Annotated in this window: 27 protein-coding genes and 1 pseudogene; 12 read left to right on the top strand and 16 right to left on the bottom strand. The window is 57.2% G+C overall.

What is annotated here, in order from left to right; genetic code table 11:
* Window positions 1-152: 152 nt before the first annotated feature.
* From BST95_RS01720 to BST95_RS01730, 3 genes are all read right to left on the bottom strand, one after another.
* On the bottom strand, window positions 153-734 hold the full coding sequence (locus BST95_RS01720; RefSeq protein WP_169843824.1) for a TauD/TfdA family dioxygenase: 582 nt from the start codon (window positions 732-734) through the stop codon (window positions 153-155).
* A 93-nt stretch (window positions 735-827) separates the two neighbouring features.
* Window positions 828-1,124: a hypothetical protein gene (locus BST95_RS01725; RefSeq protein WP_084197896.1), complete on the bottom strand. Its 297-nt coding sequence runs from the start codon at window positions 1,122-1,124 to the stop codon at window positions 828-830.
* 91 nt (window positions 1,125-1,215) lie between these two features.
* Window positions 1,216-1,647 (bottom strand): DUF3237 domain-containing protein, encoded by a 432-nt coding sequence (locus BST95_RS01730; protein ID WP_066053482.1) that lies wholly within the window; start codon window positions 1,645-1,647, stop codon window positions 1,216-1,218.
* Window positions 1,648-1,787: 140 nt separating this feature from the next.
* On the opposite strand from BST95_RS01730, the pseudogene BST95_RS21245 reads away from it, so the two are divergent.
* Window positions 1,788-2,075 (top strand): annotated as a pseudogene (locus tag BST95_RS21245) (DUF6445 family protein); the annotation flags it as partial.
* Between the two features lie 37 nt (window positions 2,076-2,112).
* Here the strand turns inward: BST95_RS21245 and BST95_RS01735 are convergent.
* Complete coding sequence (locus tag BST95_RS01735; protein ID WP_084197897.1) at window positions 2,113-2,262, bottom strand: glutathione binding-like protein; 150 nt, start codon at window positions 2,260-2,262, stop codon at window positions 2,113-2,115.
* Window positions 2,263-2,274: 12 nt separating this feature from the next.
* Window positions 2,275-2,808 carry a glutathione S-transferase N-terminal domain-containing protein gene (locus BST95_RS01740; RefSeq protein WP_084197898.1) on the bottom strand — a complete coding sequence of 178 codons (534 nt, stop codon included), beginning with the start codon at window positions 2,806-2,808 and terminating at the stop codon, window positions 2,275-2,277.
* 203 nt (window positions 2,809-3,011) lie between these two features.
* Between BST95_RS01740 and BST95_RS21250 the strand changes: the two genes are divergently transcribed.
* Genes BST95_RS21250 through BST95_RS01755 form a run of 3 tightly spaced genes read left to right on the top strand, consistent with a single transcriptional unit; the run spans window position 3,012 to window position 4,974 of the window.
* On the top strand, window positions 3,012-3,305 hold the full coding sequence (locus BST95_RS21250; protein WP_084197899.1) for a DUF3667 domain-containing protein: 294 nt from the start codon (window positions 3,012-3,014) through the stop codon (window positions 3,303-3,305).
* Complete coding sequence (locus tag BST95_RS01750) at window positions 3,218-3,727, top strand: hypothetical protein (RefSeq protein ID WP_146004242.1); 510 nt, start codon at window positions 3,218-3,220, stop codon at window positions 3,725-3,727. The genes BST95_RS21250 and BST95_RS01750 overlap by 88 nt, the downstream gene beginning before the upstream one ends.
* Window positions 3,673-4,974, top strand: coding sequence for a cytochrome P450 (locus tag BST95_RS01755; RefSeq protein ID WP_146004243.1), 1,302 nt, complete (start codon window positions 3,673-3,675; stop codon window positions 4,972-4,974). The genes BST95_RS01750 and BST95_RS01755 overlap by 55 nt, the downstream gene beginning before the upstream one ends.
* Window positions 4,975-4,991: 17 nt before the next feature.
* Here the strand turns inward: BST95_RS01755 and BST95_RS01760 are convergent, their stop codons facing one another.
* From BST95_RS01760 to BST95_RS01805, 7 genes are all read right to left on the bottom strand, one after another.
* Window positions 4,992-5,975 carry an SGNH/GDSL hydrolase family protein gene (locus BST95_RS01760; RefSeq protein ID WP_084197902.1) on the bottom strand — a complete coding sequence of 328 codons (984 nt, stop codon included), beginning with the start codon at window positions 5,973-5,975 and terminating at the stop codon, window positions 4,992-4,994.
* A gap of 466 nt (window positions 5,976-6,441) precedes the next feature.
* Window positions 6,442-7,335, bottom strand: coding sequence for an aspartoacylase (locus tag BST95_RS01770; RefSeq protein ID WP_084197904.1), 894 nt, complete (start codon window positions 7,333-7,335; stop codon window positions 6,442-6,444).
* Between the two features lie 142 nt (window positions 7,336-7,477).
* Window positions 7,478-8,683 carry a zinc metallochaperone GTPase ZigA gene (gene zigA, locus BST95_RS01775; RefSeq protein WP_084197905.1) on the bottom strand — a complete coding sequence of 402 codons (1,206 nt, stop codon included), beginning with the start codon at window positions 8,681-8,683 and terminating at the stop codon, window positions 7,478-7,480.
* 15 nt (window positions 8,684-8,698) lie between these two features.
* Complete coding sequence (locus tag BST95_RS01780; protein ID WP_084197906.1) at window positions 8,699-9,133, bottom strand: TerB family tellurite resistance protein; 435 nt, start codon at window positions 9,131-9,133, stop codon at window positions 8,699-8,701.
* Between the two features lie 850 nt (window positions 9,134-9,983).
* On the bottom strand, window positions 9,984-10,361 hold the full coding sequence (locus BST95_RS01795) for a choice-of-anchor R domain-containing protein (protein ID WP_084197909.1): 378 nt from the start codon (window positions 10,359-10,361) through the stop codon (window positions 9,984-9,986).
* Between the two features lie 174 nt (window positions 10,362-10,535).
* The gene (locus BST95_RS01800; protein WP_084197910.1) at window positions 10,536-10,973 is read right to left on the bottom strand and encodes an ABA4-like family protein; all 438 of its coding nucleotides are present in this window, start codon (window positions 10,971-10,973) and stop codon (window positions 10,536-10,538) included.
* A gap of 57 nt (window positions 10,974-11,030) precedes the next feature.
* Entirely contained in the window at window positions 11,031-13,175 is a 2,145-nt protein-coding gene (locus tag BST95_RS01805; protein ID WP_180962049.1) for a TonB-dependent receptor, read from the bottom strand.
* 318 nt (window positions 13,176-13,493) lie between these two features.
* Between BST95_RS01805 and BST95_RS01810 the strand changes: the two genes are divergently transcribed.
* The 4 genes from BST95_RS01810 to BST95_RS01825 all read left to right on the top strand — a co-directional run bounded on the left by BST95_RS01810 (window position 13,494) and on the right by BST95_RS01825 (window position 19,706).
* Window positions 13,494-15,104 carry a carotenoid oxygenase family protein gene (locus BST95_RS01810; protein ID WP_169843825.1) on the top strand — a complete coding sequence of 537 codons (1,611 nt, stop codon included), beginning with the start codon at window positions 13,494-13,496 and terminating at the stop codon, window positions 15,102-15,104.
* A 407-nt stretch (window positions 15,105-15,511) separates the two neighbouring features.
* The gene (locus BST95_RS01815; protein ID WP_084197913.1) at window positions 15,512-15,799 is read left to right on the top strand and encodes a hypothetical protein; all 288 of its coding nucleotides are present in this window, start codon (window positions 15,512-15,514) and stop codon (window positions 15,797-15,799) included.
* A 37-nt stretch (window positions 15,800-15,836) separates the two neighbouring features.
* Window positions 15,837-18,068 (top strand): TonB-dependent receptor, encoded by a 2,232-nt coding sequence (locus BST95_RS01820; protein ID WP_084197914.1) that lies wholly within the window; start codon window positions 15,837-15,839, stop codon window positions 18,066-18,068.
* A 210-nt stretch (window positions 18,069-18,278) separates the two neighbouring features.
* The gene (locus tag BST95_RS01825; protein ID WP_102106415.1) at window positions 18,279-19,706 is read left to right on the top strand and encodes a phosphotransferase; all 1,428 of its coding nucleotides are present in this window, start codon (window positions 18,279-18,281) and stop codon (window positions 19,704-19,706) included.
* Window positions 19,707-19,711: 5 nt separating this feature from the next.
* On the opposite strand, the gene BST95_RS01830 is transcribed toward BST95_RS01825, so the two are convergent.
* The 3 genes from BST95_RS01830 to BST95_RS01840 all read right to left on the bottom strand — a co-directional run bounded on the left by BST95_RS01830 (window position 19,712) and on the right by BST95_RS01840 (window position 23,250).
* The gene (locus tag BST95_RS01830) at window positions 19,712-20,329 is read right to left on the bottom strand and encodes a TetR/AcrR family transcriptional regulator (protein WP_084197916.1); all 618 of its coding nucleotides are present in this window, start codon (window positions 20,327-20,329) and stop codon (window positions 19,712-19,714) included.
* A 41-nt stretch (window positions 20,330-20,370) separates the two neighbouring features.
* On the bottom strand, window positions 20,371-22,851 hold the full coding sequence (locus tag BST95_RS01835; RefSeq protein ID WP_084197917.1) for a TonB-dependent receptor: 2,481 nt from the start codon (window positions 22,849-22,851) through the stop codon (window positions 20,371-20,373).
* A 192-nt stretch (window positions 22,852-23,043) separates the two neighbouring features.
* Window positions 23,044-23,250 (bottom strand): hypothetical protein, encoded by a 207-nt coding sequence (locus BST95_RS01840; protein WP_084197918.1) that lies wholly within the window; start codon window positions 23,248-23,250, stop codon window positions 23,044-23,046.
* A 164-nt stretch (window positions 23,251-23,414) separates the two neighbouring features.
* On the opposite strand from BST95_RS01840, the gene BST95_RS01845 reads away from it, so the two are divergent.
* From BST95_RS01845 to BST95_RS01860, 4 genes are all read left to right on the top strand, one after another.
* A complete protein-coding gene (locus tag BST95_RS01845; RefSeq protein WP_084197919.1) occupies window positions 23,415-24,302 on the top strand; it encodes a hypothetical protein in 888 nt (295 codons plus the stop codon).
* A gap of 83 nt (window positions 24,303-24,385) precedes the next feature.
* Entirely contained in the window at window positions 24,386-24,790 is a 405-nt protein-coding gene (locus tag BST95_RS01850) for a GFA family protein (protein WP_066053433.1), read from the top strand.
* Window positions 24,791-24,912: 122 nt separating this feature from the next.
* Window positions 24,913-25,134 (top strand): hypothetical protein, encoded by a 222-nt coding sequence (locus BST95_RS01855; protein ID WP_084197920.1) that lies wholly within the window; start codon window positions 24,913-24,915, stop codon window positions 25,132-25,134.
* Between the two features lie 166 nt (window positions 25,135-25,300).
* Complete coding sequence (locus tag BST95_RS01860; protein ID WP_084197921.1) at window positions 25,301-25,942, top strand: glutathione S-transferase family protein; 642 nt, start codon at window positions 25,301-25,303, stop codon at window positions 25,940-25,942.
* On the opposite strand, the gene BST95_RS01865 is transcribed toward BST95_RS01860, so the two are convergent.
* Window positions 25,943-26,653: a hypothetical protein gene (locus BST95_RS01865; RefSeq protein WP_084197922.1), complete on the bottom strand. Its 711-nt coding sequence runs from the start codon at window positions 26,651-26,653 to the stop codon at window positions 25,943-25,945.
* Window positions 26,654-26,754: the final 101 nt, after the last annotated feature.

The following is a 26,754-nucleotide window of genomic DNA, read 5'->3' on the forward strand; positions in this document are numbered from 1 at the left end:
TTCGATTCTCAAGCAACTGTTTTTAATCGGGTTTTTTGCTTTGGGCGGCAGGTGACTCATCTCAGCGTGCAAATTGCGAATCGTCTTGCAATTCAAGGTGAGAGCAAGCGAATCAAATACCCGCGGGCGGTGGCCGCTCTTTGGCAAGCCTTCTACAGAAAGCTATCGTCGCTTCTGGCACCGGCCATGTCAGGCAACGCATGAACAAAGGCGTTCAGGGCTTGTGCATTGATCCAGACCCTGAGCAAATGACGCCGCCGCTCCGGTTCAAGCCAGTCTTCAAACGCCGTGCGTGAATGCAGGGTATAGCAGTTCTTAAGCAATTGGATATCGCCGGTGCGAAAATCAATTGGGAGATAAACAGCGGGATCACGACAGATTTCGTCAATCAGAGTGAGCAACTCGTTCTGAGCTTCGGTGAGCCGCGGCACGCTCGAATCGCGCTGGGCGTCGCGCACATACCAGCCCACGAAGAATGTGCGCAAGTGCTCGCCGTCGTAGAAACAGATAGGTTTAGGAAACGCCGGGGCTTCGCCCTCTGCCTGTTCATTATTCCGGCGGTAGTACCAGGGCCGAAACAGCCGCGCTGTCAGGTCGGGTCTACGAGCAAGAACTTCATCTAACAGCGTCACCGAGCTGCAAACACGGCTCTGGCCCCCATTGCGAGGGATGTTCAGGCAGAGCAAACCGATCAAATCGGCGCCGTCAGACCGACGGGGCGCTCTGGTTTTCACCGGTATCCCGCACATGTCCCAGTAGATCTCCCGCGGCATTTTGCGAGGCCAGCGGCCCTAGCTGTTCGGCAAAAGCCCGATAGACAATATCGCTTAGCTCAACACCCTAGCGCTCCGCGGACAGCCCCGGCACAAACGGAACCCTTTGCCCTGCGCCATTGTTTCAGCCAGCTCCAACACTAGCGGCACCACACTGAGGATAGCAGCCTGAATGGCCACGGCATATTCAGCTGCCAGACTACCTTCGGCAATAGTCCTGCCCATTGCCTCGAGCTCCTCGATTTCCAAGGTTGTGAAGTGCCGAACCCACAGCGCCTCCTCGGCGAAATCGGCGGCCCTCCAGGCGCGGCAATCATCGATAGGCTCACAGAGGGGCATTTCGGCAGACATCGTAGCCCCAGGGTTATATCTATTTCATTCGACGGCTTGCATCGGCGCCTGTTCTCGAGACGTAAGGGCCTCGAGCGAAAGCACCATTGGCCTAGGCTACAGGCCGCGCCTCGTACATTTCATACACGAGCACACCTGTCTCCTGATCCACCTGCCCAGCGGACACCGCCTGGATACTGTTGAGCCAGGCGTAGCGCTCCGAGCCGGTCTGGAAGGTAGGCGCAACTGCAATCAGCCCCGTGGCTGTCTCCATCCTGCCGGTATACTCGACGAAGATGAATTCACCATCATCGGTTTTCAGTGTCAGGCGCACATCCAGCGATGCAACTGTACCGTCTTCACTAAAGGTGGCCCAATCCGCAGCGTCATTGGTTGCCAGCTCTGCATTGATCCGTTCGCCAGTGAGCTTTACCGAAGTGACGTCGATGACCACTCTGGACCCCAGAGGGCCGCGGCCGACGTTAACTGGCTCACCGAGCTTGGCCTCAATCCTGGCCAGTGGATGGAGTTCGATTTGGGGCATATTTCTTGGACCTGTGTTGTTATGGATTGCTCATGCAAGGTAACGGGAAAGCCGCAGCGGGTCCAGCTGCTGACAAGTTCTATCTTTGCCTGAGCAGACAAACCTTGTGTTTTCCTTAGTGACAATCCAAGGGACGCCGAATGACTTTAGCGCTAAACCACAGCGCTGAAATAAACCTCATCATTATCGACGACACAACGCAGTGCATTGTGGTTGACGATTTCCTGCAAAACCCCGACGAAATCGCCGGAATTGCAGCTGCAACTGATGCGCGGTTTATCTACTCTGAAAGAGACTACCCCGGCGGCGTTATGCCCTTGCGAGCGAGCGATACGGAAGCGCTACAGCGATTTATCCGCAAAAGAATGAGCCGCCTGTTTCTTTTTTATTGTGGGGGGACTGAATCTGAGCACTCAACGCTGTCTCGCAACACTACAACCGGAAAACTTCACCTGGATTCAGCGGCTATGTCATACCGATCCTGGCCTGCTTGCCAACCACGCGAACTACGCCTCCATTTACAGAGATGTCGGCTCGGCTGAAGTTATCGCCTACCAGAAATCGACGCCCGTCAGCCAACTGTGCATCGAGCCAGTCCAACTCGCGCTCCAACACGGCACGAGACTCCTAGCCCTGTTTTGGCCCGAGCTCCATACCTCGGATCATGCCCTTACGAATCACCGGCCACATGAGCTGGGTGAACAGGCGGGAAAGGATGGACAGGCCCGCCAGAAATCGCGGCTTTACTGTCGCGGGATACTCGAGCAAGGCCTCAGAGTAGAACATGCGACGGGTATGGAAACCGATGCTTTCGCCAAAGCGCTGTTCCAGCGCACGCACCTCCGATGCATCATTCTCGGGTGTTAACCGCCTGAGCGTGCTCGTGCGCTGCTCTACCCAGTCAATGATGTCACCTGCCCCCTGGGTGTAGATGCCATCAATCTCCAGGGTGGGCAAGGTCGTGCTGGTCAAGCCACAACGTGAGGCCCACACACTGTGCAGGCCTGGCGCCAGGCTCACCAGTTCGTAGGGAATATACAGATAGTACAGCGCCCAGCGGGCTTTTTCGCAGATGTGAGAAACCGAAAAATATACAGAGAACGCATAGATTTCTCCTGAACCGGGTAGCCGCATACTTTGCGTCATGGTCGCTTGAGACATCGAATAGACGAAGCCTACATATTATCACGAGCCCATGGTCTATGGCGGAATGTTGGCCAACTCACTTCGGCTGGCTCAGAACATTGCCTACGCCGCCTCACCGCAAAAATTGCGACGTCCCGCTTCAGGGTAGCTACTGCTATCGGTGTGGCCAGCGCAACGTCAATCTGTAGCGGTCAATTTACCTACTCCTGAGGGACACGGTGCGGGAGGCGCTCGACATCAATGACCGCATTGCACGCACGCTTTGGAGCCTGATGGCACAACCAGGCCACGTCATGGCCAGCTACCTGGCCGGAAAACGGCAACAATACACGCCTCATCTGCCCACCGAACTTCTGCTGGCGCTACGATTCCTGCCCGTGGGACAATGGACGGGAGCACGACCAATAAAGGCATTTCAGAAGACATGCAGATATCACAATCCAAAGCCGTTGTCGGGCTCGTACTGGCCATCTGGACAGGTATCGCCAGCGCTGCCACGTATGAGACCGTGATCACATGGACGCCCGATACGGCCAACTTCCCGGATCATTCTGACGACGCTGCCTACGGCGATCGCGCCGTGATTAGCTGGAGCACCGATTTAAGCAGTGGCAGTGGCAGTGGCAGTGGCAGCTCAGCGGACATCATCGATCTGCGTGTCGACCTCTATGGAAACGGCGTGTTAATTCAAACGGACAGGGCAGTGATCAACACCATAGTGCAACCTCTTCCGGATATCGGTGTGGGCCGGGAAGATCTCCCTCTGGACAGCGCAGTAGACCTCGACTTTGACCCGGATAACGCGCCCAGTTTCCTGACATATGTCGATACCGCCCGTTACCATCCCTGCCCTGGGTGGCTGGAGCCTGTTCGGGGGCATTGGAGCAGTACTATGAGGTCGTGTACCGCGGCGACGCTGAGCGCGCAGCCGTAACCCCCATGCCCAGAGCACCTTTATATTCAAAACGCGCCGATGAAATCCTTTCGAGGGCAGCGATCACCCATCCACACACGCTCTACGCGCAGCTACGTGAGCACACACCGATCGCCCGTATAGGTGACTCAGGGTTCCATACCGTGGCGACTTGGCCGCACATTGAGGAAGTGCTCGGCCGGGAAGATGACTTCTCGGCGAATCTGACCGGGGTGCTGTATCTGGGCGATAGTGGCGAGCCAGCGTGCTTTGAGCTTCCCCAGAGCGGCTCTGCCACTGTGATTGCCACCGCAGATGACCCGAGGCACGCGGTCCACCGGACCCTCCTACAGCCCGCATTTCTCGCTGCGCAAATAAAAGCCATGGAGCCACTCCTGCGCAGTTGGGCTAGCGCCACCCTGGCGCCGCTCACGAGTGAAGGCGGTGGCGACTTCACGGCCTTGGCAGAACAGGTACCCGCCAGAGCCGTCGCACACCTGCTCGGTCTACCCCAGGAAGATATGCCACTACACCGGCAGTGGGCCATGATGGGCGGTGATATCCTGGCGGGCAAAATCACCAGTGAGCGCCTGATATATCTGGCAGAGCAAACAACGCAAATGGCCACTTATTTGGCAGCGCAACTGGACGCCGTGCCAAATCACATCGATGCTGGTGCCCATTCCCCCATATTATACTCGCTGGCCAAGGCCATAGCGCAGGAAACCATCTCTCGGGAAGAGGCTGTTGGCATCGCGATTGTGTTGTTTGGTGCGGGCGGCGAATCGACCAGCGCACTGATTGGCTCGGCCCTCTACCGACTGGCGGGTAATACAGAACTGGCGGAGCAACTTCGCCGCAAACCAGCGCTTATACCCCTGTTCATCGAGGAAGTGATTCGCCTGGAGCCGCCATTCAATTTCCACTATCGGACCGTGCGCAGGGCCTGCACACTCGGAGGTTTTGACCTGGTACCCGGGGACAGGCTGATGTTGCTATGGGCGGCGGCGAATCGCGATGGAGCAAGGTTTGTTGATCCTGACACCCTACGGCTAGATCGAAGGCACAGCAGACAGCACCTCAGCTTTGGCCGTGGAATGCACTTCTGTATCGGCGCCGGCCTGGCACGACTGGAAGCGAAGATCATTGTGGAAACGGTGCTGACTGATCCGCGAAGGCTAGAGCTGATGACAACACCCAAGCCGGTGTACGCGGACAGTATTTTTGTGCGGCGCTTTGAACAACTCCCTCTGCGCTTTGCCGATTGAGAACCAGCGCCCCAGGATTAATAGGCATCGGCTATCATGGCGCACCATGCGCCATAGGCTTTTTCCTCGGGCATGGGCCGGAGCCAGCCCTGGCTGTGCATTTGTTCCCCGAGCCAGTACGCCATCCAACATTGCAGATACGTCGAGGGATGCACCAGGTCCCAGAACACGGCGCGGGATGCGTCTTTGCACACGGTGGAGTTAGTGGCAAATACGCCGAGAGTCATGCCGTTATAGCAGCAATCCTGGAGCGCCCCCTCAGCACCTGCGGAACCCAGCAACACCTCATTCGCGGCGAGATTGAACCCCAGTTCTGCCGCGCCGATCTGCAGGTCAAAAATCCGTGTAAACCATTCGCTGACATCGGCGATTTCCACTTCTGCCCTCGGCGACTCGGCCCGAAATTCAGCCACCATTTCAGCCAGCGCCCGATTGTGCCAGACAGTCAGCTCATGCAGCCGACTGGAGAACTCCAGCAGCTGCTCTTCGCCCCTGGCGAAATCACGGGACACCAGAAAACGGTCGTTGTGCACCACCATGGGTGTCTTGCCAAGATGCGGTAGATTAATCACCAGAAAGCGCTGCAGTCCGAGACTGCGCAGGTGTTCAAGGTGCACTCGCAGCGAGCCAACCACACGGGCTACAAGCTCACGGTATCCATCCTCGGAGAAAGACTGACCTAACAGCGAACTGATCGAGCTGTCGTAGGCCTCCTTGGAAATATAGTCATTGGCCCCGGCCCACAGCACGGCAACGGTGTGAGCATCATGCTGGACAGCCCCGCCTTTGAGATAACGCGTGGCGTAGTTATCGATCTGGTCTTCGATATGGCCACTGACGAAGAACTGTCCGTTGGTATAGATCCGCTGGATTAATTCCTCACTGCTCATGGGTTCGCTGGTCGCAGCCATGGCACCACCGCGGGCGAGGTTCTGCAGGGCAAGATTGGCAGACACTTCCAGGTAGTCGGTCCACACAGGACCATTGGCAAAACGCCCCACCCAGTAGGGCTTGCGCGGGACCAGCTTAAACCGCCGCGCAGATTACCCGTGTCACTGAGGCTGTCGCCAAACACCACCCATCGAGTGATCTCGGGCCGCTCCGACCAGTCATCAAAAACAATCGAGGTATACACGTCAGTATCCGGGTTCAGGGTGCGCACCAGGCCCGGCCGATACAATCCCCCCGGCGGCGGCGGTCGCCTGCACAAAGCCGTCGTCCAGCTTTCCGAGCACGAAAATCTTAGCGTCATTCGGTGTGCGTGCATTAATCCAGCCCTTGGGAGCCGCCGATTCGGGGTCCTCGCCGGGCTCTACACGTGGCTTCAGAGAACTTTCGCACTGCACCAGCCAGCGAGTTTTCGCAGCGGGCGTCGCCTGCTCCGCAACGGGCTGTGACGTGCTGCAGCCGAGCAGCGCAGCGCTCCATGTGAACAGCAGAAAAGCCCTGAGCCAATGCGCTCCCGCGTTACTCGCCTTCCCAGCTCACGGTTCTTTTGCGCATTAGCGAGAGGCCATGGGCCTGATCGTAATAGGCCGCCTCATTCACAAATGCAACATGGACACTCTCGGGATAGTCAAAGGGAATGGTCTCCCCGTCCACGCTGATAAATATCGGATCCCCGGGCGACAATTCACGGTAGTCGCGATCCTGTAACTCGGGGTGAATCATGCCGCAGATGGCGCCATGTTCATCACGGGGCAGATGCAGCTTCTCGATAAACTGATACATATCCGCCTGCCGCGGCGAGGGTAAGCTATCTTCGCCTCGGGCACGCAAGTCAATGAAATCCAGGGCGTGCGCGAGGGCACGGGCGGTTTGCTCGAACACGTCCCAGCGCAGCAGGCCCTGCGGTACAGGCCCCACCTCGATGAGCATGCTGTGCTGGCCAATCGAACACAAGAAGGGGTCTTCATCGCGTGTGCAGTTCTCATCGAAAATCACCACATCGGGCATTTTTTGCTGCACATAAAGCGCCATATCCACCGCCTGAGGGTCGTGCTGCTGCACCACCAGGGTGACTCCCATATTAGCGGTGGTGGTATGCAGGTCGATAATCCAGTCGGTCGGGCTATCCGCCCCTTTAGGCCCATACTTTTCGTTAATCTCGTGCGCCAGCACCTGCTCGCCGTTCTGGGGCTCGCTGTTCAGCAGCGCCGCAGTGAAGCAGCGATTCAGATCCTGCTCCAGATAGCGCCGATTGGCCGCCATAGCGGGCAAATTGGCGAGCAGGGTTTGTGCCGTAAAGCTATCGCGTGTGAGCTCCTGTGGATTGCGCTGCAGGCGCCGGACAAGGTGTACGCCAGTCACCTCATTGCCGTGTGTACCACCGACGACCAACACGCGCTGGGAATCAGCCATTACAGACCTCCTGAATGCAGAGCTGATTATCTTGCCACATTCAGGCCAGGATTACCGATAGCAGCCCTGGTATCTTATGCCAGCTTACAACCGCTCAGCGCGTTAGTATGGGATCAGAACAAGCCTCTGCCAGAAAAGACATTCAGTCCCAGGCTGGGAATGGATCTTCCAGCGAATACCAGTAGTCTTTGCCACGCAGCATTTCCTCTTCAGTGAGCAAGCAGTCATCCAGCAACCGGGTGATTCTGGCTTCATCCAGGCCCTGACCAATGAAGACAAGCTCCTGACGCATATCGCCAAAAGGCTCAACCCAATTGTTGTGAATGGTCTTGATCAGCTCAGGGTCACGGGGCCATTTTTCCGGCGCAATCGCTTTCCAGAACATACCCGCAAAGCCGTAGTGGGCAATGCCTCCAGCCTGGCTCCACTGACCCGCGAATTCCGGTCGCGAGGCCAGCCAGAAATAGCCTTTGGATCTAATGGGTCTGCCGATGTCATCAAGGCTGTGAAGAAGCGCGTGAAACTTGGCTGGATGGAAGGGCCGGCGAGCTCCGTAGCTGAAGCTACCAATCCCGTATTCTTCTGTCTCCGGCACATGCTCACCGCGCATTTCCTTCAGCCACCCCGGCGCTTGCTGGGCCCGAGCAAAATCAAATCGGCCGGTATTGAGAATCGCATTAATGTCCACTTTGCCATTGGCGATCGGGATGATCCTGGCTTCGGTATTCAAGGTTCTGAGGATGGCCGTCAGGCGTTTGATGTCATCATCTTCGGCCAGGTCCGTCTTGCTCACCAGAATCACATCGGCAAACTCCACCTGGTCGACCAACAAATCGGTGACATTACGCTCGTCGTCTTCACCCAACGATTCGCCCGTGTCCTGCAGGGACTTGGCTGCGTCATAGTCGCGCAGAAAGTTGACTGCGTCGACTACCGTCACCATGGTGTCCAGAGTTGCCACCTCTGATAACGACACGCCGTTTTCGTCAGCAAAGGTGAAGGTTTCCGCTACAGGTAATGGCTCGGAAATACCCGTCGACTCGATCAGCAGATAGTCGAATCTGCCGTCCTGGGCCAACGCCGTCACTTCTTCCAATAAATCTTCACGCAATGTACAGCAGATACAGCCATTGCTCATTTCGACCAATTTTTCTTCGCTGCGGTTTAACGAGACCTCGTTGCGAATGATTTCAGAGTCAATATTGATTTCGCTCATGTCATTGACAATGACTGCCACCCGCTTGCCTTCACGGTTATTTAGAACATGGCTGAGCACGGTGGTTTTACCCGCCCCCAGGAAGCCCGACAATACTGTCACGGGCAGCGTGTTTTCGACATGGGTTTGCATCAGTTCTATCCCCGGCTAATCGGCGCTCAATCCTGCGACGTCAGCAAAACTTAATTCCATGGCCAAGGCGACCATATTGAAGTAGCGCACCTCGGAGGTGGCTACCCGCTCGTCAGCTTTCAATACTGTTATCAGTGCGTTCAGTATCGCGAGGCGCTCAGACTTTGGTAGTTGTGGCGCCATGCGAGCTATGTATTTCTCAAGTGGCGCGGCTTCGTACAGTTTTGAGCGCGCAGCAATCCGAATGTCGCTACTGGCAACGGGCTCTTCCAGCATTTCCTCGAGCGTTTTCTTAACCACCTCAACCTCGACCGGGTGGGTATAAGCGTCCGCATCTGTGGCACGCGCAAGCACCATAAGCAGAAGTTCCCGGTAAATTTCCCGGGACGGCTGGGCATCTTCTCCACCTCCAAAGAAACGTCTTACGTGATCCAGATCGACTAGAGCCATTACTCATTCCTCTACAGATTCATAACAGGCAGACTCTCGCACAGGCACACCAAGCTCTCAAGGAGCAGCAATCGATCAGGACGACTGCCGCTAAGAGAACGGAGGAACGACACACGCGCTATGCCACGATCAGGCTGAACGCGGCAGGTGAAGAGAATGTCTCAACTTAGATGATATAACATATCATTTATTATGGCAGCGATATTAATCGCGTCAAGTGCGCCGGCGTCGCTGGAATTGGAGTGCAGTTGCAAGCAGCGCCTGAATGCTGATCAGGGTGATCTGCAAGGGCACGGGTACTGGGGGAGAGCCCTACTCCGGCGGGACCGTACCGCTTGGCGGCAGCTCGATGCCCTGTTCATCGCTCTCACCGCCTAATACCAGGCCATAGGGTGAGCGAGGATCTGCCTGGGCAGGAATGACTACCGTACCCGCACTGTGGCCGCCATGCTTGGGGGGTAAATGTCACGTCGATAGAACAAGCTTGATTGACGGCGAGGACCTGCCCGGAACAACCGTCGACTGCCAGCGCAAACCCGTCACCGACGGTGAGCGTTCCCAGCGTCTGGGGCGCGGCGCCGTCGTTGATGATCTCCGCTGTCATTGCGGCGCTGGTACCACCCTGAGCCACCAAGCCAAAATCGAGGCTCAGCGGGTTTGCAGTCAGGCTCAAAGGGGCCGGCGGTGCCATATCACTTGCCAGGATCTGAAATTCGGGAAAAAACAACGAAGATGTGGGGCCAGCGCACTGCCAGCTGGGCCCGATGCCGGAGCCCAGGCACTTGTTCACGAAATCGATGGAGCCATTGCCGTCGAAGTCAGTGCCAATACAATAAATAGGGGCAGGCTGTTAATCCACCTGGTTACCGTCGGTAGTGTAAATCGCCGTACCGATGCTGCCGGCGCCATTGCCCGCCGCGATCACGAGGAAATACGAGGTGTCTGCCTGTAAATCGATACTGCCGGTGTATTGGCTAAGCCCAGCAGGGTCGGTGGGACGACTTAGAGCACCCACCGGATTCCCAGGTTGAGCGAATGCGTCCATATCCCAGATTTCGACAACGAAATTTCCGGGCGCCAGCAGATTAACGGCATTGATCTCTACGCCATCCACCCTGAGAAACCGATCATCCGTGACAAAGGGAACAGCAATATAGTCAAGGGAAGATATGGGTTGATAGCCACCCGAACTGGGTTGGTTGAAGTTACCCAGTACGGTATTGGGCAATGCATTCGCTCCCATGCTGACACAGAGGCACAACAATCCCAATGCCAAGTGTTTTACCAAAACGGAACCGCCGCATCGGTTGCCCGTCATGCACACCCCCTGATCGAATTCAAACCTAACTGAACTCACTGTAGCTCAAGAAATCGGCAGGCAAGAGCCCCTGCCTCACGACAGCTAAGTCTCGCTCAGGGCCCAGCTGCGCCGCATACCCAGACGCAGCAGCAGATAAGCCATGAGCCCGGCGGGCCCTGCCATCAGAGTCGCGAACAGCAACGGCGTTGTCAGCCAGTGGTTGATATTCTCGCGCCGCGCATCTCTGACTATCCACGCACCAATGAATAAGTCGAACACCAGATAGTGCACCCAGCCTGCCAAGGCGGCCGAGGGGCTTTGGAACAACAGAATCACCGCCTCGAGGCTGCCAAAGCCCGCCCCTTCTGCCGCCGGAGGGCCGAAAAACAAGGCATAAATATAAACCGGCCCCAGCAGCAAAGGTACCCAAATAGCATGCACTATACGCTGGGTTAGTGGGTGATGGGGCAACAGGAACAACAACAGCCAGGCCGGCAGGACTGCGTAATTACAAATGAGAAACAGCGTATCTAGCGTCATCGAACCATCTCTTGTAATAACGGGCGCGATTCACTGCGTGAATCGCGCCCGCAGGGACTAGAAGCTCAGCGAAAATTCCACGCCGTAGTTTGTTCCCTGGGTGTACTGGCCGAAGGTCACCAACGGCTCAATCCGCACCCGACGTGCGTACACCTCGTCGGTGAGATTGCGACCGAAGGCGGTAATACGGTAGTTAGCCCAGGCGTAGCTCAGGGTCAGGTCGAGGTTCTCAATCGAATCGATGGTGCCCAGTGGGTCGTTATTGAGAATCGTCTCAATCTGGTCCTGATAGCGGTAGGACAGATAGGCGGAGAAATCACCGGGGCCAATTGTGCGCGTGTACGTAGTGGACAATCCAAAGGTATTCTCGGGCGCATTGCGCACGATCAGACCGGAGTTATCCGTGGCGATAGCGTCGCCGTTCAAATCGGCGACAAAGTCATCGTATTCCGCGTCCAGATAGCCGTAGGCTGCGCGCAACGACAGGCTCTCGGTGAGCTGCGCCTGCAGCTCCAGGTCGACACCGAAAATATCGACGGTCGCCGCATTGACCACGTTCGTGGCAACAATACCCGGTGCCGTTTCAATCAATACTTCTTCCTGCTTATCAGAGTAGTCGCTGTAGAACACCGAGGCATTGAAGATCACGCGGCTCTCAAACAGCGTGCTTTTCATGCCTAACTCAAACGTATCCACGAACTCAGGATCATAGGATTCAGCTGTGGAGAAGTCAGTGTTACGACCGAAGTAGCCGCCGCTCTTGAAACCCTCTGCATAGGATGCGAAGAACATGATGTCTTCGCTGTAGTCATAGGAGGCACTGATCTTGGGTGACAACTCGCTCCAGTCGTCACTCAGGTCGGTCCGGGTCAACGCCGGCTGCGACATGGTCAGTGGGTCGTAAAATACGGAGTTGCTGCCGGTAAAGTCTTTCTCTTCATACGTGTAGCGCAGGCCACCGGTAATGGTCCACTTGTCACTGATGAACCAGTCGGCCGAGAGGAAGCCCGCCCAGGCCATGGTGTCCTGGGACTGCTCCGCGTAGCCGATAGTCGTTGGTGTGAAACCCGCACCCCCGGGTACACCGGGCACAATCGAGCCAATCTGGTCTAGCACATAGAACAACTGGTGGGTAGAGAAGTCCTGGGTGTATTCAGATTCCCAGTAGTACACACCTGCAATCACTTCCAGGCTATCGCCAATTTCAGTCGCGAGACGGAATTCCTGGCTGAACTGGTCGTAGGTTTGCTCAAAGCTCAGGAACAGGAAAGGGGCGGAACTGGCGTCATATTCCGAGACAGTGTTTTCTTCCTGATCACGATAGCCGGTAATAGAGGTCAGCACCGCGCCACCGAGATCCCAATCGACCGTCAGAATGCTGGTGTCATACTCGGTATCGTTGGGATTGCGCCCATTCATGGAGTTGTGTTCTTCGTCGCTGCCTTCATCGAAGGCCTCACAACCCTGCTCAGGTCCCCAGGGCACGAACGGTATCGGCGACAGGGTGCAGACCAGGTCTTCCGGCTGGTTGAAGTTCGACCAGGCACCGACATCTGTCTCGTCCTTGTTCTTCTCGTAGTGGAACTTGACGCTCAAATCATCGGTAGGTTGCCCCAACAGCGCAAAGCCATAGGTTTGATAATCGTCGCCGCCCACATCCTTATCGAGTGTCGTGTTGTGGATCCAGCCATCACTGTTAATCGAGTTGGCAAACAGCTTTATGCCAAGGCGGTCTTCGATAATCGGCGCATTGACCACCGCTTTATAGTCTTCCCGCCCCTCACTGCCTACCGTGATGCTTGCGTCAACACCCCAGTCCAGTGTCGGATCGGTGCGGATAACATTGATGACCCCGCCGATGGTGTTGCGGCCGAACAGCGTGCCCTGCGGCCCTCGCAGCACCTCGATGCGTTCGATATCAAAGTTGTTGAGCAACTGACCGCTACTCACCCCCAGGTATACCCCGTCGAGCATGACCCCAATGGCAGGATCAAAGCTCTTGTCGATTTCCTGGTAACTGACCCCGCGAATACTGATGGAGGAGCCACCTGGCACGGTATTGATATTGCGGATAATCACATTCGGGGTAATACCCTGAATGTCTTCGAGCCGGCGGATACTGGGGTCTTTAAGCTCAGAGGTGATTGCGGTCACCGCGATTGGCACATCCTGAACCGATTCGGCGCGCTTGCGGGCCGTCACTATGACCTCCTCTAGCGCGAGACTCTGCTGTTGGGAATGGGCAGTCGATGGCATCACTGCAGCCATCAGGGCCAGGGAGACACTCGCGCCAAGCACGCGGCGAGGGCTAACGAAACGACAAGCTTGCATACACACCTCAGAATCTTATTTGTATTATTTTTGAACAGAATAGCCTCACAATGACAATTAAACAATCCGTTCATCCTGTTTTATTTTCAAAAAGATTGCTCTAGCATGCACAGGTCCGGCGGGATTCGCCCGGCCAAATGCGCCACGCAGCCGCGCGCCGCAAACCCGAGATTCGCGGAGACGATATCTATGAGCCCCACCCTGACTACCCTTGTTGTTATTGTTTTCGGCCTGTTGATAGCGCGCAGATTTTTAGCCCCCGTGTTGGTCGGCCGCTGGATAGCGCGGTTGCGCGCTGACCCTGCCATTGACGAGTACAACGCAGCCAGCGCTTACAGCCAAAGGGGATTTGACCCGGTCCATACCGAGCTCGCGCATGTCGCTCTGCCCATTCAGGGTGAGCTTCCGCCTGACTTGCAAGGCGCATACCTGCGCAACGGCACCAACCGGCAGGTACAGGACAGTCGCTCGCGGCTGCACATGTTCAATGGTGCCGGCATGCTGCATCAAATCCAGTTCCGCGACGGTCAGGCGTGGTACTCAAACACCTTTGTTCGCACACCCAGGTTCGAACATGAGCGCGCCGCCGGACACGAACTCTATCCCGAATTCGGTGATATCGCAGGCAATGGCAAGAAGGGGTTTGCGCGCATCATCAGCAGCGCCATGGCCCAGCGCTTTGGTCTGGCGCCAAAGATGAGTAACGAGACCAGCGCTTCCTCCACCACGGCGATTCAGTACCATCACGGCAAACTTTACGCTCTGCAGGAAACCGCCCATCCCTTTGCGCTGGAGACGCGCATGGAGAACGGCCACCTGGTCATTAGCGGCAAGGGGGCATTTGACGAACTCGACGGCGTGCTCACCGGGCCCTTCACCGCCCACCCGAAGATAGATCCCGCCAGTGGCGATTGGCACTCCTTCAGCACCCACCTGCAAAGCGGCAAAATTTTCTATTCAGTGCTCGCCGCAGGGCAACTGAAGTTTTACCGCGAGATCACCGAGGCCAAGCCCGCCCTGGCTTTCGTCCACGATGGCTTTCTCACCCCTAATGCCGCCGTGTTCCCGGACTTGTCACTACGCTTTGATGGCGGCCAGATGTTCAAGGAGCACGCCAGTCCGTTTTACTATGACCCCGACTATGAGATGCGCTTTGGCGTCATTGATCGCAATGACCCTGAGCACGCGGAGGTGCGTTGGTGCGATACGGGCATGGACGGCCATATCTGGCACACGGTGAATGGCTGGGAGGAAGCCCGCGCTGATGGCGGCGCCGATCTGGTCCTGGTGGCGCCGGTATTTCGCGCCTATCCGAGCAATGTGCCCATTCACTCGCCCCAAGAGCCGCATGCGCACCTGTATAAATTCCGTTTTGACCTGGCCACCGGTGAACGCCGCGACAGCCGCTGCCTGCTGGAACACTTCTATGAGCGCCCCAGCTTCAATACCGCCTGGATAGGCAAGCAGACCCGCTACGCCTACCTGCTCGACGAAGAAGGCGCGGGCGGCGTCATGGCCAGCGGCGTGCTCAAGTACGACATGATCGACGAGCAAGCCGTGGGTGAGTTCAGCTACGGCGACTACCGCGGTGGCGAAGCCTTGTTTGTACCGCGCGAAGGAGCGACGGAAGAAGACGACGGCTATCTGATCGAGCTGCTAATGGCGGACGAGGACGCGGCTGTGCTGGTGCTTGACGCCCGCAACATGACAGAACTGGCCCGGCTACCACTGCCCCAGCGCGTCCCCTACGGTGTCCATGGCTGCTGGCTCGATGCCAGCCAGCTAGAAACCCTGGCCTGATATCGCGATTCTGGAATCTCACGCGGCCCGCTGTGATCAATGCGTGATCAACATAAGCAAGACTTATGTGACCACTTAGTAAATATGAGTTGTGCCGGGGCGGATGGACCTAGAATGACCTTTGCGCAATAGGACTGCCCACAAAGAACAATGGCAAATATCAAGGATCGCTGTGCATCTCCAGCCTGGCGACCACGCCAGAATTTGCCTTCGCTGCGCCACTAGCGACGCAGCCCCGCAGGATGCAGGGCCGACAACATTTAAGCCCAGATGAACGCTGCTTCCGGCCTGGTCATAGCTCGGACAAAACTGACCACTGCACAACCGCCACAACCAGAGCTCTTCCACTTGTTACACGAATGCGTGTACCCTTGATCAATTAATCAGCCGACCAATACCCCAACCCTGTGATTTCCGCCCTCAAACAAGCTCAATCCGCGCGCATTTTTGCGCTGCTGGCGCTGCTGCTTGTGGCGGGCATGCAATCGGTTGAAGTCGCACATGGCCATTTCGAACCTAGTGAAGAGGTCGAATGTTTGGTCTGCGACACCTGTTCCCTGCTGGCGGTCACAACACCGGCGGTCACACCCCTCTCTGTTTTCCAAGCGGCGACGACTGGCAGTGACACTACGCTCGCTGCTTATCAGGCACTGACTCGCCACTACGACGGCCGCGCACCCCCTCACTTTTCCTGAAATAGCCCCTTTTTTACTATTTTTTCAGGAGAGAACCATGAAGCGTTTGATATGCCTCGCAGTCGCTGCTGCGTCCGCGTCGGTCGCAGCCGAAGACCGTACCCTCGAGCACGTGCTCGTTTCCGTGCCCATTCACAAACAGGAGGCGGACACCGCCCTGCCCGTCACCATTCTCAGCGGTGACGAATTGCGCCGCCAGGCCGCCACGACCATTGGCGAAACTCTCGGCAACCGTGCCGGTATCGCCAATTCCACCTACGGACCGGGCGTCGGCCGACCCGTGATTCGCGGCCAGCAGGGCCCGCGCGCCATTACCCTGCAGAACAATATTCTGTCTGCTGATGTCTCCAGCCTGAGCCCGGATCATTCTGTGAATGTTGAAGCGCTGACCGCCGAGAGCATCGAGGTTTTGCGCGGCCCCTCCACCCTGTTGTATGGCGGTGGCGCTATTGGCGGCGTCGTCAACGTCATCGACAACCGTATTCCACGCCAGCCGGTCGATGGCATCGACGGAGCGGTTGAGTATCGCTATGACGACGCGTCCGACATGGACGCGGGCGTCTTCATGGTGGAAGCCGGTCTTGGGAATTTCGCCTTCCACCTCGATGGCACGACGCGCGAGACCAGTGATCTCGATATTCCCGGCATGGCCATTGATGAGGCGGCGCTGGAAGCTCAGGAAGAACTGCTTGGACATCATGACGAACATCACGATGACGAACACGGTGATGAACACAACGAACATGATGAACACGGTGAAGACGAGGTCGAGAACACCGACGGCTATATCGCCAACACCGACAGTGATACCGACGTCCTCACGGGTGGCTTCAGCTTCCACTTTGGCCAGGGCAGCTTTGTCGGCCTATCCGTCAGCCACCTGGAAAGTGAATATGGCATTCCACCGGGCACCCATGACCACGACCATGGCCACGACGAAGAGCACGAGGAACATGGCGAGGAACACGATGACCACGACGAGCACGGCGAAGAGCATGATGAGCACGACGAGCACGACGAGCACGGCGATGAACATGACGAGCACGAGCATGGCGAAGAAGAAGAGGAAGTCATCCGCCTCGATATGGAGCAGACCCGCTACGACGCCATGCTGCACCTGCAAAACCCATCGGACAGTATTGAGGCCGTGCGTGGTTTCCTGACCTATACCGACTACGAACATGCCGAACTCGAAGGCGTAGAGGTAGGCACCATGTACAACCGCGAGACCTGGGAAACCCGCCTGGAGATGGTTCACGACGCGTTCCTGGGCAACAACGGTGTGATCGGCCTGCAATATCGCGCCGACGAGTTTGAAGCCGCCGGCGAGGAGGCCTACGTACCCAAGACCGACAGTTCAGAGCTGGGTCTGTTCCTGCTGGAGGACTTCCACAGTGGTGACTGGATCTACGAGGCAGGCCTGCGCGTTGACCTGGTGGAGCGCGACCCGGACGCGGCAAACGCCTCCGAAGAAGACTTCACCAGCTACTCGATCTCCGGTTCCGCACTCTGGCAGTTCAGTGACACCTGGCAGGCCGGTGTTTCACTGTCGCGTTCTGCGCGTGCTCCGGCCACTGAAGAGCTGTTTTCCAATGTTGACGCGATGGATCCAGAGGAATACGTGACGCACGCGGCCACAGGCATCATTGAGGTCGGTGACCCTGATCTGGATGAAGAAGTGTCAGTCAATGCTGACCTCGCCCTGCAGTGGCACGCGGGTGAATCCTGGGCAGAGCTGGCGTTCTTCTACAACACCTTCTCCGACTATATTTTCCTGCTCAACAGCACCGAGGAAGTCGACGAAACCGCCATCTACTTTTACGAGCAAGAGGATGCGGATTTCTACGGTGTCGAACTGGAAAGCGAATTCCATCTGACGGAAGTTGGCGGTGGCGCACTGGCCCTGGGTCTGCGCGGCGACATGATCAGCGGCGAGTTTGACTCCAGCGGTGATGTTCCGCGACTCCCACCCCTGCGTCTGGGCGCCTCCCTCAGCTGGACCGGCGATGCCTTCAGCACCTGGGTGAGCGTGCTCGACGCCGCTGATCAGGACAACCCCGGTGACTTCGAAACCGAAACAGACGGCTACACCCGCTGGGATATGGGCGCGGACTATCGCTGGACGTTCTCAGACAACAGCGACCTGTTGGTGTTCTTGAAATGGAAGAACATTGGCGACGATGAGATCCGCCTGAGCACCTCGTTCCTGCGCAACTACGCGCCGGAGGCCGGCGAGTCCGTTGAAGCCGGTATTCGCCTCAGGTTCTAAGAACTACCTCACACTCGCGCCGGCCGGCTCTGGTTGGTCGGCGCGATCCCTCCTCCACGACCCACCCTCAAGCCCTAACCGGCGAGCGCTGCCAGTTCGGTGAACTGGCTTCTATCACGACAGCCATTGACCAGAAGGTAATTATATAGTCAACGATCCTACCCTATGCTCTTGTTATCAGCAGCACAGCCATCGGCCAAGGACGATTCCATGACAGCAGAAACATCGAGCAAAACCTTTGACCAGGACCAGTTTAAAGCCGAGTGTATTGCGGGCATCACGGACTGGGTCGCAGAGAATCTGGGTGGCACGGTCGTCTCTACCAAGCGTCTGGAGCGTTGGCGGCCACAGTGGAAAGTGAGCTATACGGTCGACGGGCAAGAGCACGCTGTGCTGGTGCGAGGCAATCGCCCGAATGCCGGCGAGCACGACTTGCGCTTTGAAATGGATGTAATGGCGGCACTGGAGGCCAACGACATTCGGGTGCCGCATATCTATGGCTGGATGGACACCCCCAAGGCATTCGTCATGACCTGGATCGATACCGAAGACCGCGCCCCGGGCATGCTGCACACCGCGATTGAAAATCCCACAACCATGAGCGACGAGCGCTGGCAGGCCATGCTCAGCTACATGGATCACCTCGCCCAGGTGCACGCTGTACCGGTCTCCGAATTCACCCACATCAAGTCGCTGTCCGAGCCGCCCGAGACCGCTGCCGATATCGCCCTGCGGGCCACCGAGCGCATGTATATGGCCGGTGTTTACACCAACAACAACGATTCCGTATTCGAGTTCCTGCAGCACTGGCTGCGCCGCAATGTGCCCGAGCACCGCACCAAAGCGAGCTTCATAGCCGGCGATGCCGGCCAGTTCATGTCCGCCGGTACCGAAGTTCTGGCCCTGCTGGACTTCGAAATTGCCAATATCGGTGACACTCACTGGGACCTGGCCTGCTTCCGGGGAAGACACCCCTATGAAAACATGGGTGATATTCCTGCACTGTACCGACGCTACGAAGAAGTCACGGGCGAACCCGTCGATCTACCGGTGGTGGCCTATCACACCGTGGCCTTTTTACAGTTGGCCGGTATTGCCACTAAGTTTTTCGGCGACCCCAAAGCTATTGGCGGCAACTGGATCGAGGGCATGCTTGAATACGCGAGCATTACCCGCCGGGCCTGCGAAGCCATTGCCGAGCTACAAGGCTTTGAGCTGGACTACGACCTCACGCTGCCGGAACCTGCCTTCAAAAGCCTGGAGGAATCGGCACTGCAAAAAATGCTCGCTGATATTGCGCGGCTCCCCACCTCGAGCGCCTTTCAGGATTGGGAACGCGACCTGTTACACGCCATTCCGGAATTCCTGCTCAACCACAGCCGCTATCGCGACTGGTTCGAAGGCGAAAGCATTCGCGACATTAACGAACTCACGGGGGGACGTCACACCGATCTGACGGCGGCGGACAAGGCTATCGTCGCCCTCATCGCCCACAATGATTCCGATGACGACGAAGCGCTGGTGCGGATCATGCACCACCGCTCGCTGCGTTTGTCGATGATTATTGCAGGCACCAATCCTGACCCGGACAACCCACTGTTCCACATTCTCGACCCGATTCTCGCCGCGGCGGACTAACTCGTTCAGCCGCGCTGGATACCGCGTATAAATATATCCAGCGTGGTTTCAATGGTGGCCCGGTCGTAGCGCGGGATCGCCCCATGGCGGCTCTCGGCAATCAGCAGGGCGACCTGGGTGCGATGAAAGATGGTCGCAACCTGTCTTGCGTCGACATCCCGGATAACGCCGTCGCGTATTCCACGCTTGAAGATACGCTGGGCCCGGTCGCGCCAGCGCCTATTGCACAACACGACCTGCTTGCGATACTGCTGGCCCAAGCCTTCGTCGTCGCGGGCGAACAGAATCAACACCGGATGCTGCTCGACAAAATCAAATGAAGCCAGGAACAGGGCGCGCAATTCACCGAGCGGATCATCCTCGACCGATGAGGCACGGTATTCGGAGAGTGTCGACCACTGGCGCAAGCCATCTTCGATGACCGCTGAGAAAATGGCCTGTTTGTTACCGAAGAAGTGAAATACCAACCCCTTGGACACACCGGCACGCCTTGCGACCGCATCCATGGTGGTTTTCTTGAAACCACGCTCGGCGAAACACGCGCCCGCTGCCTGCAATACTCGCAGGCGCTTGCGCTCAGACTCCTGTTTGCGCCGGGCCTCGTAGCCGGGCTCCGTGGGCATAATACCTACTGGCCTCACTCAGCCCGGCCACAGCCGGATTCCTAGAAACGGTACGCCAGCGTAACGCCGTAAGTGCGCGGCTCCAGCAGGAACTGGTTTGTCGCCAGGCCTACATTCTGGTCGCCCAGGTACTGACCGGTGACATGGTCGTCATCATTGAGATTGCGACCCCACAGCTCGGCAAACCAGGTGCGGTCGGCACTATACAGGGTCAGAGTGGCGTTCCATACATCCCACTCTTCCACGGTGTCGTTACCGGTGTTGAAGATACGGGTGTAGAACTCATCCTGCCAGTAGTAATTGGTTGCCGCGACCAGTTCCATGCCATTGCTGAAGTCAAACCCATAGGACACGCCCAGGTTGACGGAGAAATTGGGCGCATTGGGCAGCTCGTTGCCGTCCAGGGGTTTCTCCAGGCCCGAACAGGGGAAGATCCCCTCAGGGCACCCAGGACCGATATAAAGATTGCTATTGGGGCTTGAGATAATATTCTCGGTGGTGCCGAGAGTATTGATGTCCGCGGTATCCAGGCTGGAGCCGCCATCCATCTTGGTGTCCAGCCAGGCGATGTCGGCACTGAAGCGCAAACTGTCGGTGGGAACCCAGACAAATTCACCTTCAAAGCCCTGCACCACGGCGTCATAGTTCAGGTTCAGCGATGTCTGGTTGTTAATGGTGGAGATCTGCAGCCCTTCGTAGTCGTAGTAGAAATAAGTCAGATTGGCCTGCAGCGTCTGGTCAAACAGGCGCGACTTCAGGCCGACTTCAAAGGCGTTAATGTATTCGGGATCAAACTCGGCCAGCGAAGGGTCTTCCGCAAGCACCGGCGAGTCCGCGGAGATCGGGTTGAAGCCACCCGACTTATAGCTACGCGACAGTGTGACATAGGACATCATGTCGTCGCTCATATCCCAGGTAACATTGAACCTACCCGTGGGTTCTTCCCAGGAGCCGCCGAAATCCTCATAGCCGCCGCCGGGAACGGTGGGGTCAGTCAGGAAACCCAGATAAATCGTGCGCTGCTGCGAGCTCTTTTCCTCTTCGCTGTAGCGCAAACCGGCGGTCATCAGTATGGAGTCCGTCGCCTGCCAGTACAACTCACCGAATGCCGCCCATGTCTCCAGCTGGTAATCGGTTGTGTCATTGTCAAACAGACGCTGCTCAGGGGGTACCCCGGTGGTCTGGCCGAACAATTCAAGAGCAGCCGAGTACACGTAGTAGTGAACGTCCGATTCATAATCCAGGTAGAATCCGCCCAGCATAAAGTTCCAGTCGCCGTCGTAGTCTGAAGCGAGTCGCAGTTCAGCGCTGTACTGTTCAGGCTCGGTGGTGGAGCGGTCGGTTGAATAGGCGCGGTCCACGGTAATCACACCGTCGGGGCCGCGATTCACATCAACCGGCACTGGCCAGGGCTCTGACGCCACCGTGAAGTCGTAATCGTTGCGTGCGTTGAAATCCGAGGTGTGGTAACCCAGGACGGTGGTCAGGGTGTAGTCCGAGAAGTCCATGTTGGCTTCGAACGAAACCATCAGATCTTCCACTTCGTACTTCGGCGTAAAGTCCAGGTACTGTTTGCGCGGATCAGCGTCTTTGGGGGAATTGGCAAAGTCATCCGCAGGGAACGGCTGGCCAATAATGCCCGCGGCGATCTGGGTCAGAAAGCCGGTCACGGTGGCGCCACTGTTGGTGGGCTGGTCCGCAAGACCCGTGGGCAAACAACCCAGAATAGCCTCCTGGTCTTTCAGGCATCGCTGGTTGCTGCCGCGCATGCGGCTGGAATCTTCTTCGAAGTAATTAATCACCAACGTGGCATCAGCGTTGTCGCCTGCCCATCTAGTCGATGAGCGCAGCGACCACATATCGCGATCATCCACATCCCCGCCATCAAACTCGTTGTCTACAAAGCCATCGCGCTTGCTGTAGAACATGGCGAAGCGCTGGCCCCAGCTATCGCCCAGGGGAATATTCAGCGCGCCCTTCACTTTGGCGTGGTTGTAGTTGCCCACCTCCAGATTGATATTGCCGCCAAATTCGTCCGTGGGTTTGTTGGTAATCATGTTGACCACGCCCGCGGTGGTGTTGCGGCCGTAGAGCGTACCCTGGGGGCCACGCAGTACTTCCACCCGCTCCGCATCATAAAACTCGGTTTCGAATATTCGCCCGCCGTTCAGGTAGACACCGTTGAAGTGAACACCGGTACCACTGTCGGAGGCTGCGCCAATCGCAAGGTTACCAATACCCCGGATGGAAATGGCAGCGGTAGTGAAATTATCTTTACTCATCAACATGTTAGGCACACTGAACTGAAGATCCAGCGGCTTGCTGATCAGCGCGCGGTCAAGCTCTTCACCACTAAACGCTGTCACTGCCAGCGGCGTATCCTGCACCGTGGTGGCGCGCTTTTCAGCGGTAACAATAATTTCTTCCAGAGTGCCCACGGACTGGGCGAGTGCTTGAGTGGTTGCGACAGTGCCAAGAAGTGCGGCTACCACCAACTTGCGATCAAACGGCGTACGTTGCATATGGTTTACCCTTGATTATTTAGTTATGGGAAAACTGAACACTTGCACGGTAGCAGAAAAATAATTGGCGGGTCTAGCATCAAAAACCAATGACACGGTATTGTCGCAGACCGTCATGTCCTCCCGGCCGTTGACCGGCCTCTGGATTGACGGGGTAAACATCAGGTTGACAGTGCTATAAGCGCACTTTGATCAAGACTCCCAGGGCCGCAACCAGGAATACAGTACAAATGACAAGGCGAGTGCTGCCCCTAGCACCGCGATAGTCAGCACATCCCGATAGGGCATTTCGGGTGGCCAGGTGCCATTCTGCTCCATCGTGAACAGCGCCCACATCGCGACCACTGTTGGCGCCATGGCAATTACCCGCTTTAGAATTCGCGTCACAAGGCCCGACATAGCCTCACACTTCTCCGTTTTTGCTCGTCTTGTGAAAGAACCGTAGCACGTTTCCTGTGGCGTCTTTTCGTCCCCTATCGGCACGGAAGCCCAGTACCGAGGGCAATGCCAGAATCGAGGTTCATGGAACTGGGCTACCGCAGCCGTCATTTCTGGAGCACCGCATGACAGGAATACTAGAGAGCAAGTGGATAAACGGCTGGCGCCTGTTTGCATTGATCGCCTTTCCATTGTCTGCCGTGGTGATCCTGGAGCTGACCCAGACGGACGTATCCGGCGGCGCTGGTGTCTCAGAGATGATCGGCTTCTCGGTGCGGCTCGCAGTACCCTTTATCTTTCTGGCAATGGCTGCCTCGGCGTTCCAGGTATTATTTCCAGGGCCCTTTGGCCGCTGGTGGTTGCGTAATCGTCGCTATATCGGCCTGTGCTTTGCTGTCGGTATGGCTTGGCAAGGGCTGTTTATCTTCATTCTGTCGACGGTATTTCGCGACTACTATGTCAGCGAAGTCTATTACTTCCGCGATGAACTGGAGGGCACCTTCGGTTACTTGTTCCTCGCAGGCATGATCGCCACTTCGTTCCAGATCACCCGTAAACGACTCAGCCGCGGTCAGTGGAAGTTCATTCATACCGGTGGCACCTACGTGCTCTGGGGTTATGCCTTCAGTGTGTACTGGTGGAACATGTACTACTACCCGGACCCACAAACACTGGATGCCGTTTACTACTGGGCGGGCTTTAGCGCATTCGCTCTGCGCATTGCCGCGTGGGGCAAGAAACGCCTCAAGACAAGTGACGCGGCCAGCTCAGCCCTCGCCAGAACCGCGGGCTGGTTGCTCATACTGGGTGGCCTCGTGATGGCAGCTACCGGGCGGGCGTGGCAGGACGCTGTCACCACCGCGTTCACAACACCCGCGTGGTCAGCACAGCTCGAATTGTGGCTGCCGTTCTGGCCCCTGGAACCTTACCTGTCGCTGCTGCTTATGGGCCTTGGCACAGCCATCCTCACTCACAAAGCAGCACAGCCGAGAACTGCAGCGGCAGCAACCTGAACCTGAACCTGAACCTGAACCTGAACCTGAACCTGAACCTGAACCTGAACCTGAACCTGAACCTGAACAGAGAGCCACTAGCCATGATTAAAGGTAGGTGTGAATGCAAGCGGGTGCAATACCGAATCGATGGCGATATCCGCGATTTCAGTCACTGTCATTGCAGCCAGTGTCGCCGTCTGCACGGCGCCGCGTTCGCCAGTTTTGCTGGTGTCCGCCGTGCTGACTTCTCTTACGACAGCGGCGAGTCGGACCTGAAATGTTATGCCTCTTCACCCACCCACGGCAGAGTGTTTTGCGGCCATTGTGGCTCAAACATTCTGGTGGAATTACAGGCAGAGCCAGACGAACTGTATCTCGCCATGGGCACAATTGAGGGAGATCCCGCGCTTCCGGAGGGCTACCATATCTTCGTTGATTCGAAGGCGCCCTGGCACTCGATCAACGACTCGCTCTTTCAGTACCCTGCCGAGCCAGACGAAGACTAGGCTCTCTCGGGCGTCGCAGGTGGCGCCTCGCGCAGCCGCGCAGGCTGCCAGTCCGGCGGACCAAAACAATAGCCCAGCGCCTCACCGAGACTTTGCACTCCTCGCATCGAGCGCCACTGCACATGCCAATCGATGGCGTCTATGTGTATCGCGGCGATCGATCACCCCGATTTCAATCACTCAAAGCGCCGGATAAAAGCGAACTCGAGGACCTGGTTCAGCTTATCAGCCAACGGATAAGTCGCTGTCTGGAGCGTCAGGGCTTGCTGGAACAGGACACCGAGAGCGCCTGGCTGGGACTGGAGCCTGCAGACGTCACGGATGCCATGCCTCATCGCGGGTAGTTCGGTGCTTGCTGCCGGTCCTTTACTGGGTAAGATGATAGGCCTTGGGCTCATGGCCACTGCACCGTGGGTGTGGCTTGGCGCCTGAGTGTGGGCTGAACGGACGAACCCTGCGTAAAGGCATCATGTCTGACTGGCTTACAGCAATAACCATAGGGAGAACAGCATGCTAACCATTCATCACCTAGGGGTATCCCAATCGGACCGTGTGGTCTGGCTCATGGAAGAACTGGGCCTGCACTACGAGCTGAAGTGGTATAACCGTGGCGAGGATTTTCTGGCACCGGCAGAATTTCGCGCCCTGCATCCCCTGGGAACCGCCCCGATTATTACTGACGGCGACCTGGTGATGGCAGAGTCCACGGCGATTGTTGAGTACATTTCACAGCGTTACGGTGAGGGCAAGCTATCGGTTGCTATAGAAGATCAGGACTATCCCAATTACCTGTACTGGATGAACTTCAACAACAATTTCCAGTCTGTCTTGTTCATGAAGATGGCCTACCAGGCCGGCGGTGGCGACCTGGTGGCCGGAGGGCAGATGGTGGATGTGATGCTGCGTCGCGAACAGGGCCTGTACGACTACCTGGAGCAGCGTCTTGGCGAGTCCGAGTACTTGGGGGCTGCGCGTTTCAGCTGTGCGGATATCATGGCCATGTTCAATCTCACCTCGCTGGAGATGCTGGGGGCCAGGCCAGTCGACGAGTCACTGCCCAATACCAAAGCCTACGTAGAGCGAATCTGCGCGCGGCCGGCCTACAAGAAGGCCATGTCCATCGCCGGTCCCGCCGCAACGCCCCCGGCCTGATCAGCCCGGTAGTTCCACCGGCTGGGTGTCCAGCCAATCGCGTAACTTAAGCGCTTCGTCGCGGTAGGTCTTGCGTTCGGCGCCATCGAGCCCGGTGCGGCGCATAGCATTAATCAACCAGCGATCCAGACGACCCGGCAGCATTCCCGCGCCGGGCGCACAGCAAATGTGGTGCCAGTGCAGCCTGCCGTTTTCAAAGTGCAGTACTTCGCCATTCGGATCTGGCGTGTAGGCCAGCTTTGCAGCCTGTGGCAGTTCAGGGCCCGTCGTAACCGAGCGGGCCACAATGACCCAGGTATTGTCCTGCGGTTGGGCCAGTGACAGAAGTTGCCGGTAGTAGCGCGGCGTCGGCAGCCCGAGATCAAAGCGTCCCCAGGCCAGTTGATGCTGCTCGATACCGGTTGCCGGTGGCGCCGCAAGCGCTTGTACCTTGCCGCCGAGAAACTGGGGATACCAGGCGTGTGCCGGCAGTGACGCATGGTTGTAGAAAACCCCGGCGAGCCAATCCAGGCGTGTGTGCGGCTGCCCTTCGATGGCTATGTGAGTCTGGTAGCAGTACGTGCCGGCCGAGGCCTGCCAGTGCCGCCGGGTATCGTGGCAATTCACCTCACGGTGGTTCTGGCGGTGCTGCGCCGCCAGCGAGCACAGCCGCTTGCTGGCGTCCGGGGCATCATCGATAGCCTGTTCAACGGAAACTTCCCGAGCTTGCATCTTTATCCATGTCTACATGCTGAGTCGGCAAACAGGGTAAACCAAAACTCCGGCCGGGGCGTACTTCTGTATCATGCGCTAACGACCTCAAACCCAGCTGA

The organism is Halioglobus japonicus (assembly GCF_001983995.1).
Lineage (GTDB): Bacteria > Pseudomonadota > Gammaproteobacteria > Pseudomonadales > Halieaceae > Halioglobus > Halioglobus japonicus.

Excerpts from the sequence above, each read along its gene's own strand:
- BST95_RS01725 (WP_084197896.1), bottom strand. The coding sequence starts at position 1,124 with ATGTCTGCCGAAATGCCCCTCTGTGAGCCTATCGATGATTGCCGCGCC.
- BST95_RS01730 (WP_066053482.1), bottom strand. The coding sequence starts at position 1,647 with ATGCCCCAAATCGAACTCCATCCACTGGCCAGGATTGAGGCCAAGCTC.
- BST95_RS01740 (WP_084197898.1), bottom strand. The coding sequence starts at position 2,808 with ATGTCTCAAGCGACCATGACGCAAAGTATGCGGCTACCCGGTTCAGGA.
- BST95_RS01750 (WP_146004242.1), top strand. The coding sequence starts at position 3,218 with ATGCAGATATCACAATCCAAAGCCGTTGTCGGGCTCGTACTGGCCATC.
- BST95_RS01770 (WP_084197904.1), bottom strand. The coding sequence starts at position 7,335 with ATGGCTGATTCCCAGCGCGTGTTGGTCGTCGGTGGTACACACGGCAAT.
- zigA (WP_084197905.1), bottom strand. The coding sequence starts at position 8,683 with ATGCAAACCCATGTCGAAAACACGCTGCCCGTGACAGTATTGTCGGGC.
- BST95_RS01780 (WP_084197906.1), bottom strand. The coding sequence starts at position 9,133 with ATGGCTCTAGTCGATCTGGATCACGTAAGACGTTTCTTTGGAGGTGGA.
- BST95_RS01800 (WP_084197910.1), bottom strand. The coding sequence starts at position 10,973 with ATGACGCTAGATACGCTGTTTCTCATTTGTAATTACGCAGTCCTGCCG.
- BST95_RS01810 (WP_169843825.1), top strand. The coding sequence starts at position 13,494 with ATGAGCCCCACCCTGACTACCCTTGTTGTTATTGTTTTCGGCCTGTTG.
- BST95_RS01820 (WP_084197914.1), top strand. The coding sequence starts at position 15,837 with ATGAAGCGTTTGATATGCCTCGCAGTCGCTGCTGCGTCCGCGTCGGTC.
- BST95_RS01825 (WP_102106415.1), top strand. The coding sequence starts at position 18,279 with ATGACAGCAGAAACATCGAGCAAAACCTTTGACCAGGACCAGTTTAAA.
- BST95_RS01830 (WP_084197916.1), bottom strand. The coding sequence starts at position 20,329 with ATGCCCACGGAGCCCGGCTACGAGGCCCGGCGCAAACAGGAGTCTGAG.
- BST95_RS01835 (WP_084197917.1), bottom strand. The coding sequence starts at position 22,851 with ATGCAACGTACGCCGTTTGATCGCAAGTTGGTGGTAGCCGCACTTCTT.
- BST95_RS01840 (WP_084197918.1), bottom strand. The coding sequence starts at position 23,250 with ATGTCGGGCCTTGTGACGCGAATTCTAAAGCGGGTAATTGCCATGGCG.
- BST95_RS01845 (WP_084197919.1), top strand. The coding sequence starts at position 23,415 with ATGACAGGAATACTAGAGAGCAAGTGGATAAACGGCTGGCGCCTGTTT.
- BST95_RS01850 (WP_066053433.1), top strand. The coding sequence starts at position 24,386 with ATGATTAAAGGTAGGTGTGAATGCAAGCGGGTGCAATACCGAATCGAT.
- BST95_RS01855 (WP_084197920.1), top strand. The coding sequence starts at position 24,913 with ATGCCAATCGATGGCGTCTATGTGTATCGCGGCGATCGATCACCCCGA.
- BST95_RS01860 (WP_084197921.1), top strand. The coding sequence starts at position 25,301 with ATGCTAACCATTCATCACCTAGGGGTATCCCAATCGGACCGTGTGGTC.
- BST95_RS01865 (WP_084197922.1), bottom strand. The coding sequence starts at position 26,653 with ATGCAAGCTCGGGAAGTTTCCGTTGAACAGGCTATCGATGATGCCCCG.